Origin of the sequence: Runella salmonicolor (assembly GCF_024158025.1) — a bacterium.
GTDB lineage: Bacteria > Bacteroidota > Bacteroidia > Cytophagales > Spirosomataceae > Runella > Runella salmonicolor.
In genome coordinates, this window is sequence record NZ_JAMZEL010000014.1 from 111,644 (window position 1) to 127,407 (window position 15,764).

At 45.7% G+C, this 15,764-nt stretch carries 15 protein-coding genes; 13 read left to right on the plus strand and 2 right to left on the minus strand.

Annotation, left to right across the window (positions count from 1 at the left end; all coding sequences use genetic code 11):
* The first annotated feature begins 186 nt into the window (after positions 1-186).
* From NCI00_RS29520 to NCI00_RS24680, 4 genes are all read left to right on the plus strand, one after another.
* On the plus strand, positions 187-3,192 hold the full coding sequence (locus tag NCI00_RS29520) for a sensor histidine kinase (RefSeq protein WP_253532166.1): 3,006 nt from the start codon (positions 187-189) through the stop codon (positions 3,190-3,192).
* A 27-nt stretch (positions 3,193-3,219) separates the two neighbouring features.
* On the plus strand, positions 3,220-3,846 hold the full coding sequence (locus NCI00_RS24670) for a response regulator transcription factor (RefSeq protein ID WP_114460781.1): 627 nt from the start codon (positions 3,220-3,222) through the stop codon (positions 3,844-3,846).
* Positions 3,847-4,011: 165 nt separating this feature from the next.
* Positions 4,012-5,298: an aspartyl protease family protein gene (locus NCI00_RS24675; protein WP_253532167.1), complete on the plus strand. Its 1,287-nt coding sequence runs from the start codon at positions 4,012-4,014 to the stop codon at positions 5,296-5,298.
* Positions 5,299-5,388: 90 nt separating this feature from the next.
* A complete protein-coding gene (locus NCI00_RS24680; protein WP_253532168.1) occupies positions 5,389-6,549 on the plus strand; it encodes an acetyltransferase domain-containing protein in 1,161 nt (386 codons plus the stop codon).
* 61 nt (positions 6,550-6,610) lie between these two features.
* Here the strand turns inward: NCI00_RS24680 and NCI00_RS24685 are convergent, their stop codons facing one another.
* Complete coding sequence (locus tag NCI00_RS24685; protein ID WP_166558105.1) at positions 6,611-7,483, minus strand: Ppx/GppA phosphatase family protein; 873 nt, start codon at positions 7,481-7,483, stop codon at positions 6,611-6,613.
* Positions 7,484-7,698: 215 nt separating this feature from the next.
* Between NCI00_RS24685 and NCI00_RS24690 the strand changes: the two genes are divergently transcribed.
* From NCI00_RS24690 to NCI00_RS24705, 4 genes are all read left to right on the plus strand, one after another.
* Positions 7,699-9,561 (plus strand): carbamoyltransferase family protein, encoded by a 1,863-nt coding sequence (locus tag NCI00_RS24690; protein WP_114066235.1) that lies wholly within the window; start codon positions 7,699-7,701, stop codon positions 9,559-9,561.
* 60 nt (positions 9,562-9,621) lie between these two features.
* Positions 9,622-10,755, plus strand: a complete 1,134-nt coding sequence (locus NCI00_RS24695) for an SGNH/GDSL hydrolase family protein (RefSeq protein WP_253532169.1) — start codon at positions 9,622-9,624, stop codon at positions 10,753-10,755.
* A 139-nt stretch (positions 10,756-10,894) separates the two neighbouring features.
* A complete protein-coding gene (locus NCI00_RS24700; protein WP_166558107.1) occupies positions 10,895-11,044 on the plus strand; it encodes a DUF5989 family protein in 150 nt (49 codons plus the stop codon).
* 84 nt (positions 11,045-11,128) lie between these two features.
* Positions 11,129-11,497: an SxtJ family membrane protein gene (locus tag NCI00_RS24705; RefSeq protein ID WP_253532170.1), complete on the plus strand. Its 369-nt coding sequence runs from the start codon at positions 11,129-11,131 to the stop codon at positions 11,495-11,497.
* Positions 11,498-11,511: 14 nt separating this feature from the next.
* On the opposite strand, the gene NCI00_RS24710 is transcribed toward NCI00_RS24705, so the two are convergent.
* Positions 11,512-12,261 (minus strand): LOG family protein, encoded by a 750-nt coding sequence (locus NCI00_RS24710; RefSeq protein WP_166558109.1) that lies wholly within the window; start codon positions 12,259-12,261, stop codon positions 11,512-11,514.
* Positions 12,262-12,320: 59 nt separating this feature from the next.
* On the opposite strand from NCI00_RS24710, the gene NCI00_RS24715 reads away from it, so the two are divergent.
* The 5 genes from NCI00_RS24715 (at position 12,321) to NCI00_RS24735 (ending at position 15,728) form a co-directional block, all read left to right on the plus strand.
* A complete protein-coding gene (locus tag NCI00_RS24715; RefSeq protein WP_253532171.1) occupies positions 12,321-12,959 on the plus strand; it encodes an MBL fold metallo-hydrolase in 639 nt (212 codons plus the stop codon).
* Positions 12,960-13,019: 60 nt separating this feature from the next.
* On the plus strand, positions 13,020-13,724 hold the full coding sequence (pssA, locus tag NCI00_RS24720; protein WP_114460788.1) for a CDP-diacylglycerol--serine O-phosphatidyltransferase: 705 nt from the start codon (positions 13,020-13,022) through the stop codon (positions 13,722-13,724).
* A gap of 85 nt (positions 13,725-13,809) precedes the next feature.
* The gene (purS, locus tag NCI00_RS24725) at positions 13,810-14,061 is read left to right on the plus strand and encodes a phosphoribosylformylglycinamidine synthase subunit PurS (RefSeq protein WP_114066241.1); all 252 of its coding nucleotides are present in this window, start codon (positions 13,810-13,812) and stop codon (positions 14,059-14,061) included.
* Positions 14,062-14,140: 79 nt separating this feature from the next.
* Positions 14,141-15,142 (plus strand): 3-oxoacyl-ACP synthase III family protein, encoded by a 1,002-nt coding sequence (locus NCI00_RS24730; RefSeq protein ID WP_166558112.1) that lies wholly within the window; start codon positions 14,141-14,143, stop codon positions 15,140-15,142.
* Positions 15,143-15,275: 133 nt separating this feature from the next.
* Complete coding sequence (locus tag NCI00_RS24735) at positions 15,276-15,728, plus strand: DinB family protein (RefSeq protein WP_253532172.1); 453 nt, start codon at positions 15,276-15,278, stop codon at positions 15,726-15,728.
* Positions 15,729-15,764 lie beyond the last annotated feature (36 nt).

Genomic DNA, 15,764 nt, shown 5'->3' on the forward strand with positions numbered 1-15,764 from the left:
TCATGCCAAAGGTACGATGCCCCTGAGGAGTTTTCATAGCCAGAAATTGATGAATTTTGATGAAATATTAACTACCCTATTTTTAATCAGATATAAAGATTTGTTTTACATTTGTACACTTACTTCCTGTCGTGAATATTCAAAATTTCAGCCATATAGAATATTCTCTAAAACAGAATTAGCAATGTGAAGTCAATCAACATTTTAACCGCCAGCAGATGGGTTGCCCTTTTGCTGTTCTCACTGGTGCTGCGAGTATCAGTGGCGCAGGTGTATTATTTCAGGCATTACGATATTTTTTCGGGGTTGGGCCAATCGCAGGTTTCCGACATCGAGCAGGACCGCTTTGGGTACATTTGGCTTTCGACGCGCGGCGGCGGGCTTTCTCGCTTCGACGGGCTGCATTTTACCACCTACCGAAAAGAGGATAATCTGCCCGCAAACAATATTTTATCACTAGAAATTGACGCCAAAGGCCTGATGTACATCGGTACGCCTTTTGGTCTTTCCATCTACGACGGCAAAAATACCCGCCCCGTTTACTCCCCCAACCGCGAACCCTACACGGTTTCCTCCGTTATTGGTGACCAAAAAGGCAATGTTTACGCCATTTGTAATGCGAGTCAACTGGGAAAAATAGTCAACGACAGCCTTATTTTTTTGAAGAAAAGTGGCGCGGTTCGCCCCTCCTTTTACAGCGATATGTCGGGCACGCGCGATAAAAGATTGATGGTTTCGACCTACAGCGGAGAAATTTTTGAGGTAACTCCCAAAGGCCTTCAATCTCGGTTTCATACGCCCGACGGCATGGTCTTACGGTGTATTTTATTTGACACCAAAGACAGCCTTTGGCTGGGAACCGAAAAGGGAGTTTTTAGAACTTCTGCCCAGAACTCTGACATTAAAACCGCTGATTTGCAATTTATTAGCAAAGAACTCGCCCACGAAATGACCGAAACCTCCGACGGCAGTATCTGGATGGGGCTGACCACGGGAGCGATGCGTTACCAAAAAGGGAGCCTCTTAAAGTTTGGCGTCCAAAATGGTTTTACAAACTTCATGGTCAAAGGAATGTTGGAAGACCGTGAAGGAAATATCTGGTTTACCACCGACGGCGACGGCGTCTATAAATTCACCAACCCTGCCTTCACGGGTTTGAATGCTACGTCAGGTTTAAGCAGCAATACCATCTCCTGTTTTGCCCTTGCCCCCGACGGAAAATTATGGATTAGCTATTTTGATCATGGAATGGATATTTGGAATACCAAAACCAACAAAATACTGCCGCTCCCCAAGCCGCTTCTGGGCAAACGGGTCAATTGCTTAGCCGTTGATAATGAAGGAAATACCTGGGTTGGACTGGCGGGGGCGGGGGTTTATAAAATTTCAAAAACAGCCATAGAATATATCCCGCTTGATACATACTTATCTTCGCACGGAGTCTCGCTCTTTATGGAAGCAGGGAAGGGGAAAGAGATGTGGATTAGCACTTCAAACGGGTTAATTTTGCACGATGGAACCCAACTCCACCACTATACTTCTAAGCAGGGATTAAAAGGTCGATTTGTACGTAGAACACTACAACTCAATGATAATGAACTGATTGCTTCTGGCCCTGGGGGATTGAATATCCTAAAAAACGGTACTGTCTACGATTTTATGTACGACCGTGACCTCGCTTCTTTTCCCGCCTTGAGCATGGCCAAACGCCACGATGGTCTGCTAGCCTTGGGAAGCTTTGAGGACGGTATTGCGGTGTTTGACCCAAAAACGAGCAAAAAGGAGTATTATACCGTGAAAAACGGGCTTTGTTCCAATCTAATTTACAACACCATTTTTGACAAGCAAGGCCGGTTATGGGTAGGCACCGAGCGCGGCATTGATTTAATAACGATTGATAAAAACCTGAAAATCAGCAATATCAGACATTACAACGAAACTGACGGCTTTACCGCCCGCGAAACCAACGCCAATACGGCCTTTGTGGCCCCCAACGGGGAATTATGGATTGGAACCATCAAAGGGCTCTTTAGGCACCGCGAGAGCAACGTTAAGTCCCGCCCAGAAGCATTAAAAGTCCATTTTACGGATGTCAGAATTCCTTTTGACACAACCGACCTTGCCCACTACGCCCAAGGCCAAAGCAAGTGGAACCAAGTCTACGAGGGTTTATCATTGCCAAACACCAAAAATCAACTGAGAATCAGCTTCATAGCCATTAATCACACCCGTCCAGACCACGTTAGGTACCAGTACCAATTGGCAGGAGCGGATGAAGGCTGGCTCGGCCCGACCGACCAAACAGCCGTTGTATACTCCCATCTCACGCCAGGCTGCTATCACTTCAAAGTACGCGCTTCCTACGGCGACAATCATTGGGGAGATATTTCGACCTATACTTTTGAAATTATTCCACCTTTTTATCAACGTTGGTGGTTTATTTTGCTCATTGCCACCACTTTAGCATCACTCGGGATTTTATCACAAAAGCTTTATATTCAATACCGTACACGGCGGGTATTGGCGTATGAAAAGCTAAAACAGGAAGCCGAGGCCGCCGTAAGGGTACAAATAGCGCAGGATTTTCACGACGAATTAGGCAATCGTTTGGCCGCCATTAGAATGCAGTCCAACGTGCTCAAACTTCGCTACAATGGGCACGAAAGCGAGGAAAAACGCATTGTGGGAGAAATTGAAAAAAACGTTGTCAAGCTCTTTCGAGACACCAAAGATTTCATCTGGTCGATTGACCCCGAAAGCAACCAAATCAACGAGTTATCCCTGTATATCAAGGATTTAGGTGAAAATTTATTGCAAGATACCCCCATTCATTTTCATACCGATATTCGTTTTCCTAACGAGTACGAAAACGTGCATCTGCCACCGGGCCGAAGCATTCAGGTGATTATGATTTTCAAAGAAGCCTTAACCAACTGCGTCAAGCATGCTCAATGTCAAAACATCATTTTTCGGGCAACCATCGAAAATCAAATGATGTCTTTTGCCCTGATTGACGATGGCACGGGAATCATATTCCCCACCGAAGGCTATCATAAAGGACTGAATAACATGCGCTTACGCGCCGAACGAATCCATTGTCATTTATCCATTACGCCTACCCCTCCCAAAGGAACAATCGTTTTGCTGAGAGGGAGCATTCCAACCAAAACAGCCTCCCCCAAAAGTAGTTAGCTTTTGGGGTAAACCTATAAACGTATAATGATTAACGTTACAAAAATCACCGTTATTGAAGACAACGAAGCCGTCAAAGATGGCTTGGCGCTCATCATTGGAAGTCAGCAACGTTTTCACGTCGTGAACACGTACACGAACTGCATCGATGCCCTCAAAAACTTAAAAAAAGACGCTCCCGACCTCGTATTGATTGACCTTGAGCTTCCGGGGATGCACGGCATTGAAGGCATCAAACGCATTTTGCGCGAACGCCCCCACACCACGATTCTGGTCATCAGCGTACACGAAGATGGCAAACTGGTCTTTGAAGCGCTTTGTGCGGGTGCTTCGGGGTATCTGACCAAAGATACCGACCACATCCGTCTACTGAATGCCATTGATGAGGTATTGAGCGGTGGCGCGCCCATGAGCTCAAAGATTGCGTCGCTGGTGGTAAAGTCATTTCAACGCAACCTCAACACTCCTCTTTCCGACCGTGAAACAGACGTTTTGACCCTTCTTTCTAGGGGAAAAACGTATCATTCGATTGCCGATGAACTGTTTATTAGTGTCGAGACCGTTAAGACGCACATTCGGAATATTTACCAAAAACTACACGTAACCAACAAGACCGAAGCCCTCAAAAAGGCGGTAAAAGACAAACTTATCTAACCTACCTATTTTTGGGGGATAACCACTATCCGTCTGACGGTTTTGAACTGGGACGCACAGTCCGTCAGGCGGGTGGGCTCCGCCAAAATCAGCTGATAAACAATTCATTGGCGCAAAAACCCCTATTTTGGGGTGATGCGCCGCATTGATAAATAGCTTTACTTCATGGCTTCAAATAACCCTTACAAAGCCATGAAAATGAAATACTTAGTACTTTGCCTCGCTACTCTTTTTGTGTGCTTCAGTAGCCGAGCCATCGAGCAAAAAGAACAGGAGCAAATCCATGGGCTGCACTTGGCCAACGGTCGCCAATCCACACGGATTCCGTTTGAATTACACTCTAATCTCATCATTGTGCCCGTGCGCATCAATAAATCAGATACCCTCCGATTTGTGCTTGATACGGGCGTGGGCTCAACGATTTTGACCGATGCTTCCGTGGCGCAAAAACTGGGCATGAAATCGGTACGCAAAATGAAAATCGAAGGCATGGGCGACGGCAAATCCATTGCAGCCGATGTCACCGTGGGGAACACCCTCAAAATGGGCAAAATGCAGGGGTTCAAACATAACATCGTGGTGATGGACAGCGAAATCTTGCGGTTATCGGAGGTGGTAGGAACACCCATTCACGGCATTTTTGGGTACGAAATCTTCAACAAATTTGTGGTCACGATTGATTTTCATCGACAAGAACTCACGCTCACCACGCCTACTAAATACAAATATACCGCCAAGCAGGGCGACCGATTCCCGATTGTAATTGAAAAAACCAAACCCTATCTGGACGCCGTAACGGTCGTGGCCAATGACCGTGAACTGCCGATTCGGGTGGTGTTGGATACGGGTGCGGGGCACGCTTTAATGCTCAATACTTCGGTCAATAATATTCAATTGCCCCAAAAAGTGGTAAAATCGCAGCTAGGCGTTGGCTTGGCGGGGGTTATCAACGGCCACATCGGTCGGATTCCCAAGGTGCGTATCGGGCAGTTTGAACTAACGGATGTATTGACCACTTTTCCAGACAGCTCAGCCTTTGGCATGAAACTCACCGACCAGTCTCCCTACCGCGACGGAAACCTAGGCGGAGAATTGTTAAGTCGCTTCAAGGTGACGTTTAATTATGAAGCAGGATACATTGTGCTGAAACCCAACAAAAAACGCTTCAAAGAGCGCTTTGAACACGACATGAGCGGTATGGATGTACGAGCCAAAGGAAAAGGCTTTCGGCAATTTTTTGTTGAAAACGTAATCGAAGGCTCACCTGCCTTTCAGGCAGGGCTGCAAGAAGGGGACGAAGTGCTTTTAATCAACAGCCAATCGGTCGAAACCATGGGGCTACCTGATATTTACCGAATGTTTCAACGCCGCGAAGGCAAAGAAATGCACGTGGTGGTACGTCGCAACGGGCGGCTGGTATCGGCCAATTTTGCCTTGAAGCGGATTATTTAAACCTCAAATATCCATTCCCACAGAAGTAAATCGCCTTTATTTCTGTGGGTTTCTATTTATCTTTAGGCCCCTAAGCCAAAAGATAAATTCATGAAACGAATTCACACGATTGATGTTACCCGCGGTATTGTTATGATTATCATGGCATTAGATCACGTCAGAGATTTGATGCACACTACCGCGTTAACCCAAGACCCTACCAATTTACAAACCACTACCGCTGCCCTGTTTATGACCCGCTGGGTAACGCATCTTTGCGCGCCCAGTTTCGTTTTTTTGTCGGGAGTCTCGGCGTACTTAACTTTTAAAAGCCAACACAATCCCGCGCAAACCAAACGCTTCCTGCTGACCAGAGGACTCTGGCTGATGTTGTTGGAAATCACAGTCATCAATTTTGCCTTTTGGTTCGATATTCATTTCCGTACCATTATTCTACAAGTTATTTTTGCCATCGGGTTGGGTTTTGTGACGTTATCCTTTTTGTTAAAAGTACCTGCCAAAGTATTAGGAATCATCGGGTGGGGTATTATCGTATTGCATGGCCTTACCACTCTCATTCCTATTCCCCAAACTCAGGGTCTAGCCGTAGGCTGGTCATTTTTGTTTGTCACCAATGTATTTACGCTTTCTCCAAACTTCACATTGGGCACACTATATCCTTTCATTCCGTGGCTTGGCATCATGCTGGCGGGGTTTGGCTTCGGTAGCGTGTTTGAAAAAGCCGCGCCCATTCGCACAAACATACTTTGGCGTTCTGCTTTGTTGGCAATAAGTCTGTTTGTGATGATTCGACTCCTCAATTTTTACGGCAACCCTACGCAATGGGCAGCGCAAAAATCAAGTCTCTTTACCTTTCTGTCGTTTATTAACGTATCCAAATACCCACCTTCCTTGCTTTATACGTTGGTTATGCTCGGACTCATGTTTGGATTGTTGGCGCTGGGCGATATTCAACCCAACGCTTTTACCAAGGTTGTGGCTACTTATGGCAAAGTTCCGATGTTTTATTACTTGATTCACTGGTATTTGATTCACAGTGTCATGTTTGGGATGCTGTTTTTGCAGGGGTTCAGCTGGGAAGATATCCCCATTGGCACGTTTAGCTTTGGGCGACCGCCCAACTCTGGTATCGAATTAGGCGCGGTTTATGGCGTATGGGTAGCCGTGGTTTTATTTTTGTATCCATTGTGCCGTTGGTACGCAAACTACAAAGCCACACACCGAAACCTAAAATGGCTGTCTTATCTGTAAACACAAAACCCCTTCGGCTTTTTAGGTCCGAAGGGGTTGAGCATAGCAACGTACACTGCTCTTACTTTTTCAGTTTTTCGTATACCAACTGAATAATGCCGTCTTTCAATCCTAAGTCGGGTACCAGTATCCTATCTGCACCCGCCCATTTCATGACTGACGTATAAATATCCGCCGCCGGAATGATGACGTCGGCACGGTCGGCATTGAGTCGTAATTTATTGACGCGTTCTTCCTGACTAAAGGAGGCGATGTAGTCACGCATTCGTTTTAGTTCCGACAAAGAAGTCGAGTTGTCGGCAGTTTTGGAGACCAAGTTAAAAAGCTTGGAAATGTTACCGCCCGTTCCGACGGCCACGATGGGTTCGAGCGAATCTACATTATCCTCAATCCATTGTTCCATCTTTCCCCAAGCGCCTTTGCTTTCTTTGCCTTCCAACAAACGCACGGAGCCAATTTTAAACGATTTGGTGGCAATTTTTTGCCGATTAAAATAAATGTTCAGTTCCGTACTTCCTCCACCTACGTCGATGTGAAGGTACTGCCCATCTTCCAATGCCTGTACTACTACATTGTTGATGAGCTGCGCTTCACGGGTGCCGTCAATGATGTGAATCTGAATGCCCGTGCTTGCCGCAATCCGCTCTACGATGTCCTCGCCATTGGCAGATTCACGCATGGCCGAAGTGGCACAGGCCATATACCCCTCGACTTCGTGCAGTTCCAGCAACAGTTTGTAGCACTGCATCAGTTTGACCGTACGAGCTTCGCTCTCGGGGGTGATGCTGCCGAAATTAAAAACGTCATGTCCAAGACGTAGCGGAAAACGGACGTATTCCACTTTTTTGAAACTGGTATAACCACCATCGTGCAGAACGGATGAAATCTGTAGGCGCGCTGCGTTGGAGCCAATATCAATTGCCGCGATTTTCAATGAATTTTTGTCATTTAGTTTGTGCAAATGTAAAACCTAGCGGCGTACCTTTTAATAACCTAATTCGTTAATTTTTGAAATTTGTCATAATCCTCCTTAGTTTTGTCTGCATTATATAGAAGATTAAAAACCAGAAACCGGCAAAGTTGTAGTAACATTGTCAAGATTTTCAACAAAAATCATCACAAATACCCCCTATTTTATCCCATCTTAGAATGAAGATACTTGGAATTTCCGCATTTTACCACGATTCAGCTGCCGCTCTGATTGACAATGGCGAAATTGTCGCCGCCGCCCAGGAAGAGCGTTTTACCCGTAAAAAACACGATCCAAACTTCCCTTCCAATGCCATCAACTATTGTTTAGAGTACGGCGGAACTACCCTTAATGAACTGGATGCCATTGTTTTTTATGACAAGCCTTTGCTCAAGTTCGAACGTTTGCTGGAAACCTATTATACCTTTGCTCCCAAGGGTATCAAGTCGTTTATCACCGCCATTCCAGTGTGGATTAAAGAGAAAATGTTTCTCAAACGACTCATTAATGAGGAATTAGAGAAAATAGGGTACGACAAAAAGAACCCCGTTAAACTTCTTTTTCCCGAACATCACTTATCGCACGCCGCCAGCGCATTTTATCCTTCTCCTTACGAAAAAGCCGCGATTTTGACCATCGATGGCGTGGGTGAATGGGCTACCGCTTCGATTTGCTCGGGCGAAGGCAACAAAATTTCTATACTGAAAGAACTCCGTTTTCCTCACTCATTGGGGCTTTTATATTCGGCATTTACGTATTTTTTGGGCTTTAAAGTCAATTCTGGAGAATATAAACTGATGGGCCTTGCTCCCTACGGCAACCCTTCCTCACCCGAGGTTGACAAGTACGTAGAAACCATCAAAAAAGACCTTGTGGTCATTAAAGAAGACGGCTCTATCTGGTTGGACCAAAACTATTTTGATTACGCCACGGGCCTCAAAATGGTGCGCGAAGCCGACTGGGAACGCCTCTTCGGGATGAAAACCCGCAAGCCAGAAGACCCACTCGAAGCCCATCACTGCAACCTCGGATTGGCCATTCAGCGCGTTACTGAAGAAGTAGTGGTAAAAATGGCGCAGGAAGCCAAGCGTCTCACGGGAGCCGACTATTTATGTTTGGCCGGTGGGGTGGCGCTCAATTGTGTTTCCAACGGAAAACTCCAAAAATCAGGGGTATTCAAGGAGGTATTTATCCAACCTGCCGCGGGTGACGCGGGCGGAGCATTGGGCGCGGCATTGACTGCCTACTACATTTATTTCGACCAAAAACGCACCATCAACTACACGCAGGATGCGATGAGCGGCTCTTATTTAGGGCCAACATTCTCGGATTTGGACGTGGAGTTGGTCTCCAAAAAATACAAAGCCGCGTTCAAAAAATTTGACAACTTCGACGAATTGACCAAGGAAGTATCCCAAATTTTGGCCGACGGCAACGTGGTAGGTTGGGTACAGGGGCGGATGGAGTTCGGACCACGGGCCTTGGGAGCGCGCAGTATTTTGGGCGACCCCCGCAACGCAGAAATGCAGAAAAAACTCAACGTCAAAATCAAATATCGCGAGTCTTTCCGTCCGTTTGCGCCTTCGGTATTGGCCGAAAAAGTGGGTGAATATTTTGATTTTGACGGAATCTCACCGTATATGCTGTTGGTTCACCCGGTCAAAGAGTCGCGCCGCAAAAAACTGCCCGCCGAGTTTGATTCGTTTGATTTGCGCGACAAGCTCTATTATTTGCGTTCAGACTTACCGTCCATTACGCACATCGACTTTTCGGCCCGTATTCAGACGGTACACAAGCAGACCAATCCGCGTTATTATCAATTGATTCAGGATTTTGAAAAATTGACTGGTTACGGCGTGATTGTCAATACCAGCTTTAACGTACGCGGTGAACCCATCGTAAGTACCCCCAACGATGCCTATCGCTGCTTTATGCGCACCGAAATGGATTATTTGGTCGTAGGAAATTATCTGTTTGACAAACGTCAACAACCCGAATGGCAGGATACCGATAACTGGAAAGAGGAGTTTGTACTGGATTAAATTTCGGTCCATTTACCAACAAATACCAATGATTCAGGGACTTATTCCTACATTTTTAATATGATTTCAAAACTCATCACCTCACTCATCCGCCTTGCTGTTTTGAGTATTCCGGCGTTTCTTTTGTTTTTTCCCGACAAAATAAACATCAAGTTTGATTACCCTTACGCGGGCCTTATGGATAATTTTTACATCCGATTGGCTAAAGCAATGGTGCTATTTTTTGTACTAATAGAACTGTTGCGGATGTTTTATTACGGAATTATCAAGAATCCCAAGGGCAATAAAATTGTGGCAAACATCGCTACGCTTGGGATTATGGTGGTGTGGTTGGCGGGTATATTAGAAATCGCGTTTATGTTTGTTTCCCAAAGTCACGAAGGAGATTTGAGCAAGGCTTCGCAGATTTGGTTTGCCAAGTACTGGAAACCGATTACGGCCGAAGGCTACCGCGATTTTCCGAAAACGGGCGTTGAAAAAAAGAAAAAAGTATTGGTTTTGGGCGATTCTTTCGCGGCAGGACACGGTTTAGACAAAACGGAAGAGCGTTTTTCGGATCAATTGGAGCAAAAACTGGGCGCTGATAAATATGCAGTGTACAATTTGGGGGTGTCGGGTTCTGATACACGCGATGAATTTCAGCGTTTACAGAAATTTCCCGTCAAGCCCGATGTGTTGGTGTTAGAATATTTCCCGAACGACATCGAAAGAGCCGCCCGCGACGCCAAACTGACGTTGGCCGAGTTCAAGCCTTACGACGACATCAAGCTCCCGGGCATAGGGTCGTTGGTGATGCGGTTTTATCTACCCAATTACATTTATTGGCAATTCCCGCACATGCCGCCCGCGTCGATTACGGACTTTGTTCAAAAATCATACACCGACACCACGATTCTGAATCCTCACTTGCGTGATTTACAGAAAATCGTGGACTACGCCCGTGCGCACAAAGCACCGATGTACGTGGTGATGGTTCCGTTTTTACAAAATGTGGAGAAGAGCAATGGCTACACCAAACCCATCGAAGATTTCTTTACCAATCAGCAAATTCCAGTCGTTCGCCTGAGTGAACACCTGGGACCGATTCCACCCAAAGAGCGGATTGTGGGCAAGAATGATGGTCATGCCAGCGCCAAAGTAAATGCCGTTATTGCCGACAAGCTATTTGAACAAATGAAGGTTTCCATAAAATAAATCCCACAAATGTTCACTTTGTCTTAATGCGAAAATGTGTAAATTTGTGCTTAATTACATTCTATAACTGTTATAAACCATTCGTTTTGGTTGTTTTTTAGACCGAATACGTATATAAATAACTACAAACTTACCGAAGATGGATTTCTTAAAAGACTTATTTGCTTTCCTGAGTGAGCGGAAGAAGTGGTGGTTAGCTCCAATGATTATTCTTTTATTGCTTATCGGCGTCATCATCGTCATTGGCGGAGGCTCAGCCGTAGCACCGTTTATTTATACATTATTTTAAGTATTAAGGAGTCAGGAGCGAGAATTGAGCAGTTAACGAACTGTGATTCCCGCTTCTGACTCCTCACCCCTCACCCCTCAAAAAATGTCTGAAGCTGAAAAAAGTAAAGCCCAGTTAGTAATCGTTACCGGGCTGGTTATCTTTTCGTTTATTTTCAAATCTGCCGCTCTTTATTTGTTATATGCCGCTGGAATCGTGGGCGCTTTGAGTATTTTCGTTCCAGTTGTTGGCGATTTTATCGTCAAAATTTGGTTCAAAATAGCCGAAGGGCTGGGTTGGTTTAACTCCCGCGTCATCCTTTCGATTGTATTTTACGTGTTTTTGTGGCCCATCGCCATGCTGTATCGCCTTTCTACCAAGAACCCAATGGGCATCAAACGCCCAACTGGCAACAGCGTATATGTGGAGCGTAACCATACCTATGTCAAAAAAGACATGGAGAATATTTGGTAGAAAAGAGATAATGACTATCTCTTTTCCAAAAGCCACCAGATAGGCCGACGACGTTTCTGGATTTGAAAATTGGCGGTCAGGTACACCCGAATATGCTCAATGGCTTCGTCGATGTCGTCGGTCACTTTGAGCAAATCTAGGTCTTTGGGCGAGATAGTGCCTTGGTCAGCCATTTTTTGTAACATCGAAATCATCGGTGTATAGTATTCTTTGCCAATGACAACCATCGGGAAGTTGTGAATCACCCCCGTTTGAATGAGCGTGAGTGTTTCAAACAGTTCATCCATGGTGCCTACCCCACCCGGCATAATTACAAAGGCATAAGAGTACTTGACTAAGAGCACTTTACGAATAAAAAAATACTTTATTTTCACCCACTTTTCCATGTACGGGTTTTCTTTTTGTTCAAAAGGAAGCTGTATATTGCAACCAACCGAGCGTCCTCCGCTTTCAAATGCCCCTCGGTTGGCCGCCTCCATGATGCCCGGGCCACCGCCCGTCATGATTGTCAGTCCCAATTCCTGCGAAATCCGCCTCCCCAATACACGGGCCTGCTCATAATAAATACTTCCTTCTTTGAATCGTGCCGAGCCAAACACCGTTACACACGGCCCCACAAAATGCAACGCTCGAATTCCCTTAAAAAACTCCCACACTACCTCCAACAAAAACACAAACTCAGAACGTCGGCTCTTGGGGCCTTCTAAAAAATAATATCCTTTGCGTTGGTCAATAAAAGGGCTTTGGGGTTGCTTATCGGTCATTTTCGGTAGTGTTTACAGAATAGTTTAGTAATTTTACGGTTGAATATGATGAAGTAAGTATGATTCAAATACAATCTTTTGTTTTCTCCCCTTTTGAAGAGAATACCTACGTTCTTTATGACGAAACCAATGAGGCCGTCATTGTTGACCCCGGCTGCCTGATGCAATCAGAAAAAGAAACGTTAGCGCGTTTTATCGAACAAAAAGGCCTAAAAGTAACGATGCTCCTCCAAACACACGCGCATTTGGACCATGTATTTGGCAGTGCGTATGTAAAGCGCAAATATGGCGTAAAAATGTACATGCACAAAAACGAGCTTCCAATTTTGGCATCTGTTGAAAGTCGTTGTAATATATGGGGAATCCGAGGCTACGAACCCGTCGAAGCCGATGCTTTTTTGGACGAAGGAGATGTGGTAAAATTCGGCCATTCAACCCTTGACATTCTGTTTGTGCCCGGCCACGCGCCCGGGCATTTGGCGTTTGTCAACCACGACCAACGTTTCATCATTGGGGGCGATGTTTTGTTTAAAGGAAGTGTTGGGCGTACTGATTTTCCGCTCTGCGACCCTGCGGCTCTCTTGCGAAGCATCAAAACAAAATTTATGACCTTGGAAGATGATTATCAGGTATTTGCGGGACACATGGACCCTACCACCATCGGTCGCGAGCGCCGTACAAATCCCTTTCTTAACTGATTTTTCGGGCCTATCTATTTTACAAATTCCTATTTTATCACGGCTATCCATACCATCAATATGCGTCTTTTTACCATTCCAAACCTAATGACCTGCGGCAACCTTCTCTGTGGGTGTGTGGGGATTGTGTTTAGTTTTCGCGGAGATTTATTGCTTTCGGGGTATTTGATTCTGTTTGCGGGCGTACTTGACTTTTTGGATGGTTTTGTGGCACGGTTGCTGAATCAATCCTCCCCTATCGGCAAAGAACTTGATTCATTGGCCGATATGGTTACGTTTGGCGTGCTGCCTTCCATGATTATCTTTCAGTTATTGGAACGTACCACCACCTCCATCGACATCGGAGCCATGATGCTTTCGTTTAGTGCGTTTATTTTGGCGGTATTTTCGGGTCTACGATTGGCAAAATTCAACATTGATACCCGCCAATCGGATTCATTTATTGGGGTGCCAACGCCCGCCAATGCTATTTTGGTAGCGTCGTTGCCATTTATTCTGCGCAATCACCCCGAATACGAATCGTGGATTATCAATCAATCCGTTTTGGTAGGTTATACCCTCTTAATGTCGTATTTATTAATCTGTGAACTGCCGCTTTTGGCGTTCAAATTCAAGACATTTGGCTGGAAAGACAATCAAATCAAATATATTTTTATCCTTTTGGCGGTGATTTTGCTGTTTTTGCTGAAATTTGCAGCCATTCCGCTGATAGTAGCGCTGTATATCCTACTGTCAGTGTTTCAACGAATTTTTAGATTTCACTAACGAGGACTTTGCTTATTGACTAAAATCCTGCCGATTTGCCTCAATAAAGCTGCCTCTCAATCCATTTTAAATCACAAATTCCCTCATGAAATTCATCGCTGAAATCAACGTCATGCCGCAAAAAGAGATTTTGGACCCTCAAGGCAAAGCCGTCAAATTGGGTCTTCACAATTTGGGCATTGACGACGTGTCAGACGTACGCATTGGCAAACACATCACCATGGCCCTCGATGCCGACTCAGAAGCAGATGCGCAGCAACGCGTCGAAACTGCCTGCAGCAAATTATTGGCCAATATGATTATGGAAGATTATACATACACGCTGAAAGAAGGCTAAAAGGGACTGTCTGTTAAGGGGTTAAGCACTCCTGTCGTTTTTTAACTCTTAACCGAAAAACCTTTAACTTCCCACAAAAATGCCTTATTCCAAAATTACAGGTTTAGGTTATTACGTCCCTGAAAAGGTAGTAACCAATGATGATTTGACCCAATTGATGGATACTTCCGACCAATGGATTCAGGAACGCACCGGAATCCGTGAGCGGCGGTATTTTACCTACGGCAAAGAAACCAATTCGAGCATGGCCACCGCCGCGTCGCGGCAGGCCCTCGAACGGGCAGGCTTGCAACCAACCGACGTAGAGATGATTGTCTACGCCACCATTACGCCCGACTATTTTTTTCCGGGTTCAGCATTTTTGATGCAGCGAGAATTGGATTTAATCGGAATCCCCGTCATTGACATTCGGGAGCAATGTTCGGGCTTCGTCTATGCCCTTTCTATTGCCGACCAATTCATCAAAACGGGCATGTACAAAACCATCTTGGTGGTAGGGGCTGAAATCCAATCCACTTGGACCGACAAAAGCACCAAAGGCCGTAACGTAGCCGTTATTTTTGGCGATGGTGCGGGTGCGGCGGTTTTACAGGCCACCGAAGACCCCACGCACCGCATTCTCTCTACGCACCTCCATGCCGACGGGCGTTTTGCCGAAGACCTCTACGTCAAAGACCCCGGCAGTAGCCGTCCAACGCGCTCTGCTACCAAAGAGATGATTGACGAAGGTGGTTTTGAAGTAGTTATGAACGGCAATGCGGTGTTCAAACACGCCGTAGTTCGCTTTGCAGAAGCCATCAGAGAAGCATTGGATGCCAACGGCTACCAACCCGAAGATATTTCGCTGTTGGTGCCGCACCAGGCCAATATTCGCATCAGTGAATACGTGCGCGACCAAATGAAACTGCGGGAAGACCAAGTTATCAGCAACATTCATAAATACGGCAACACCACCGCCGCCTCTATTCCCATCGCACTCACCGAAGCATGGGAAGAAGGCCGCGTAAAAGACGGTGACCTTATTTGCCTTGCCGCTTTCGGTAGCGGTTTTACGTGGGCATCCGCATTGATAAAATGGTAGTAAACCGTCGGTCGGTCCATACTAGCCGACCGACGGTTATAAATTCTTCTGGTTTAAATGGTACAACCAAACGCGAAGTCCTTGACAGTTTGAAAGGTTTTCACCAACTTGTCGTGACTTAACGTCCTGTACCATGAAAGCATATTATATCCGCCTGCTCCAATACGAATATTGGGCCAATTCGCGCATTATCGAAGCGCTCGAAAAACTCGACAAACCTCCCGAAAGAGCGGTTCTGCTCACGAGTCATATCCTTAACGCCCAAATGGTGTGGTTTACCCGAATTGCCAACGACCATTTGGTGGTAGGGATTTGGGATTTATTGCCCGTTTCGTGGCTCAAAGAGACCTCCGACCACAGTTATCAAAAATGGGACAGCTACGTCAGAGACCTCGATGAAGCTGAATTTGGCAAAATTATTAAGTATCAAAACACCAAAGGAGAATACTTCGAAACGCCCCTCGGCGAGATTCTGACGCATTTGAGCCATCACGCTGCCTACCACCGAGGCCAGATTATCGACGCCCTAAAACCCGTACTCAGCCCACTGCCCGCAACAGATTATATTTTGTGGTTGAGGGAGTGAAATTATCCCACAAATGATAAAAAATACCTACATAAT

Excerpts from the sequence above, each read along its gene's own strand:
- NCI00_RS24670 (WP_114460781.1), top strand. The coding sequence starts at position 3,220 with ATGATTAACGTTACAAAAATCACCGTTATTGAAGACAACGAAGCCGTC.
- NCI00_RS24675 (WP_253532167.1), top strand. The coding sequence starts at position 4,012 with ATGGCTTCAAATAACCCTTACAAAGCCATGAAAATGAAATACTTAGTA.
- NCI00_RS24680 (WP_253532168.1), top strand. The coding sequence starts at position 5,389 with ATGAAACGAATTCACACGATTGATGTTACCCGCGGTATTGTTATGATT.
- NCI00_RS24690 (WP_114066235.1), top strand. The coding sequence starts at position 7,699 with ATGAAGATACTTGGAATTTCCGCATTTTACCACGATTCAGCTGCCGCT.
- NCI00_RS24695 (WP_253532169.1), top strand. The coding sequence starts at position 9,622 with ATGATTTCAAAACTCATCACCTCACTCATCCGCCTTGCTGTTTTGAGT.
- NCI00_RS24700 (WP_166558107.1), top strand. The coding sequence starts at position 10,895 with ATGGATTTCTTAAAAGACTTATTTGCTTTCCTGAGTGAGCGGAAGAAG.
- NCI00_RS24705 (WP_253532170.1), top strand. The coding sequence starts at position 11,129 with ATGTCTGAAGCTGAAAAAAGTAAAGCCCAGTTAGTAATCGTTACCGGG.
- NCI00_RS24710 (WP_166558109.1), bottom strand. The coding sequence starts at position 12,261 with ATGACCGATAAGCAACCCCAAAGCCCTTTTATTGACCAACGCAAAGGA.
- NCI00_RS24715 (WP_253532171.1), top strand. The coding sequence starts at position 12,321 with ATGATTCAAATACAATCTTTTGTTTTCTCCCCTTTTGAAGAGAATACC.
- pssA (WP_114460788.1), top strand. The coding sequence starts at position 13,020 with ATGCGTCTTTTTACCATTCCAAACCTAATGACCTGCGGCAACCTTCTC.
- purS (WP_114066241.1), top strand. The coding sequence starts at position 13,810 with ATGAAATTCATCGCTGAAATCAACGTCATGCCGCAAAAAGAGATTTTG.
- NCI00_RS24730 (WP_166558112.1), top strand. The coding sequence starts at position 14,141 with ATGCCTTATTCCAAAATTACAGGTTTAGGTTATTACGTCCCTGAAAAG.
- NCI00_RS24735 (WP_253532172.1), top strand. The coding sequence starts at position 15,276 with ATGAAAGCATATTATATCCGCCTGCTCCAATACGAATATTGGGCCAAT.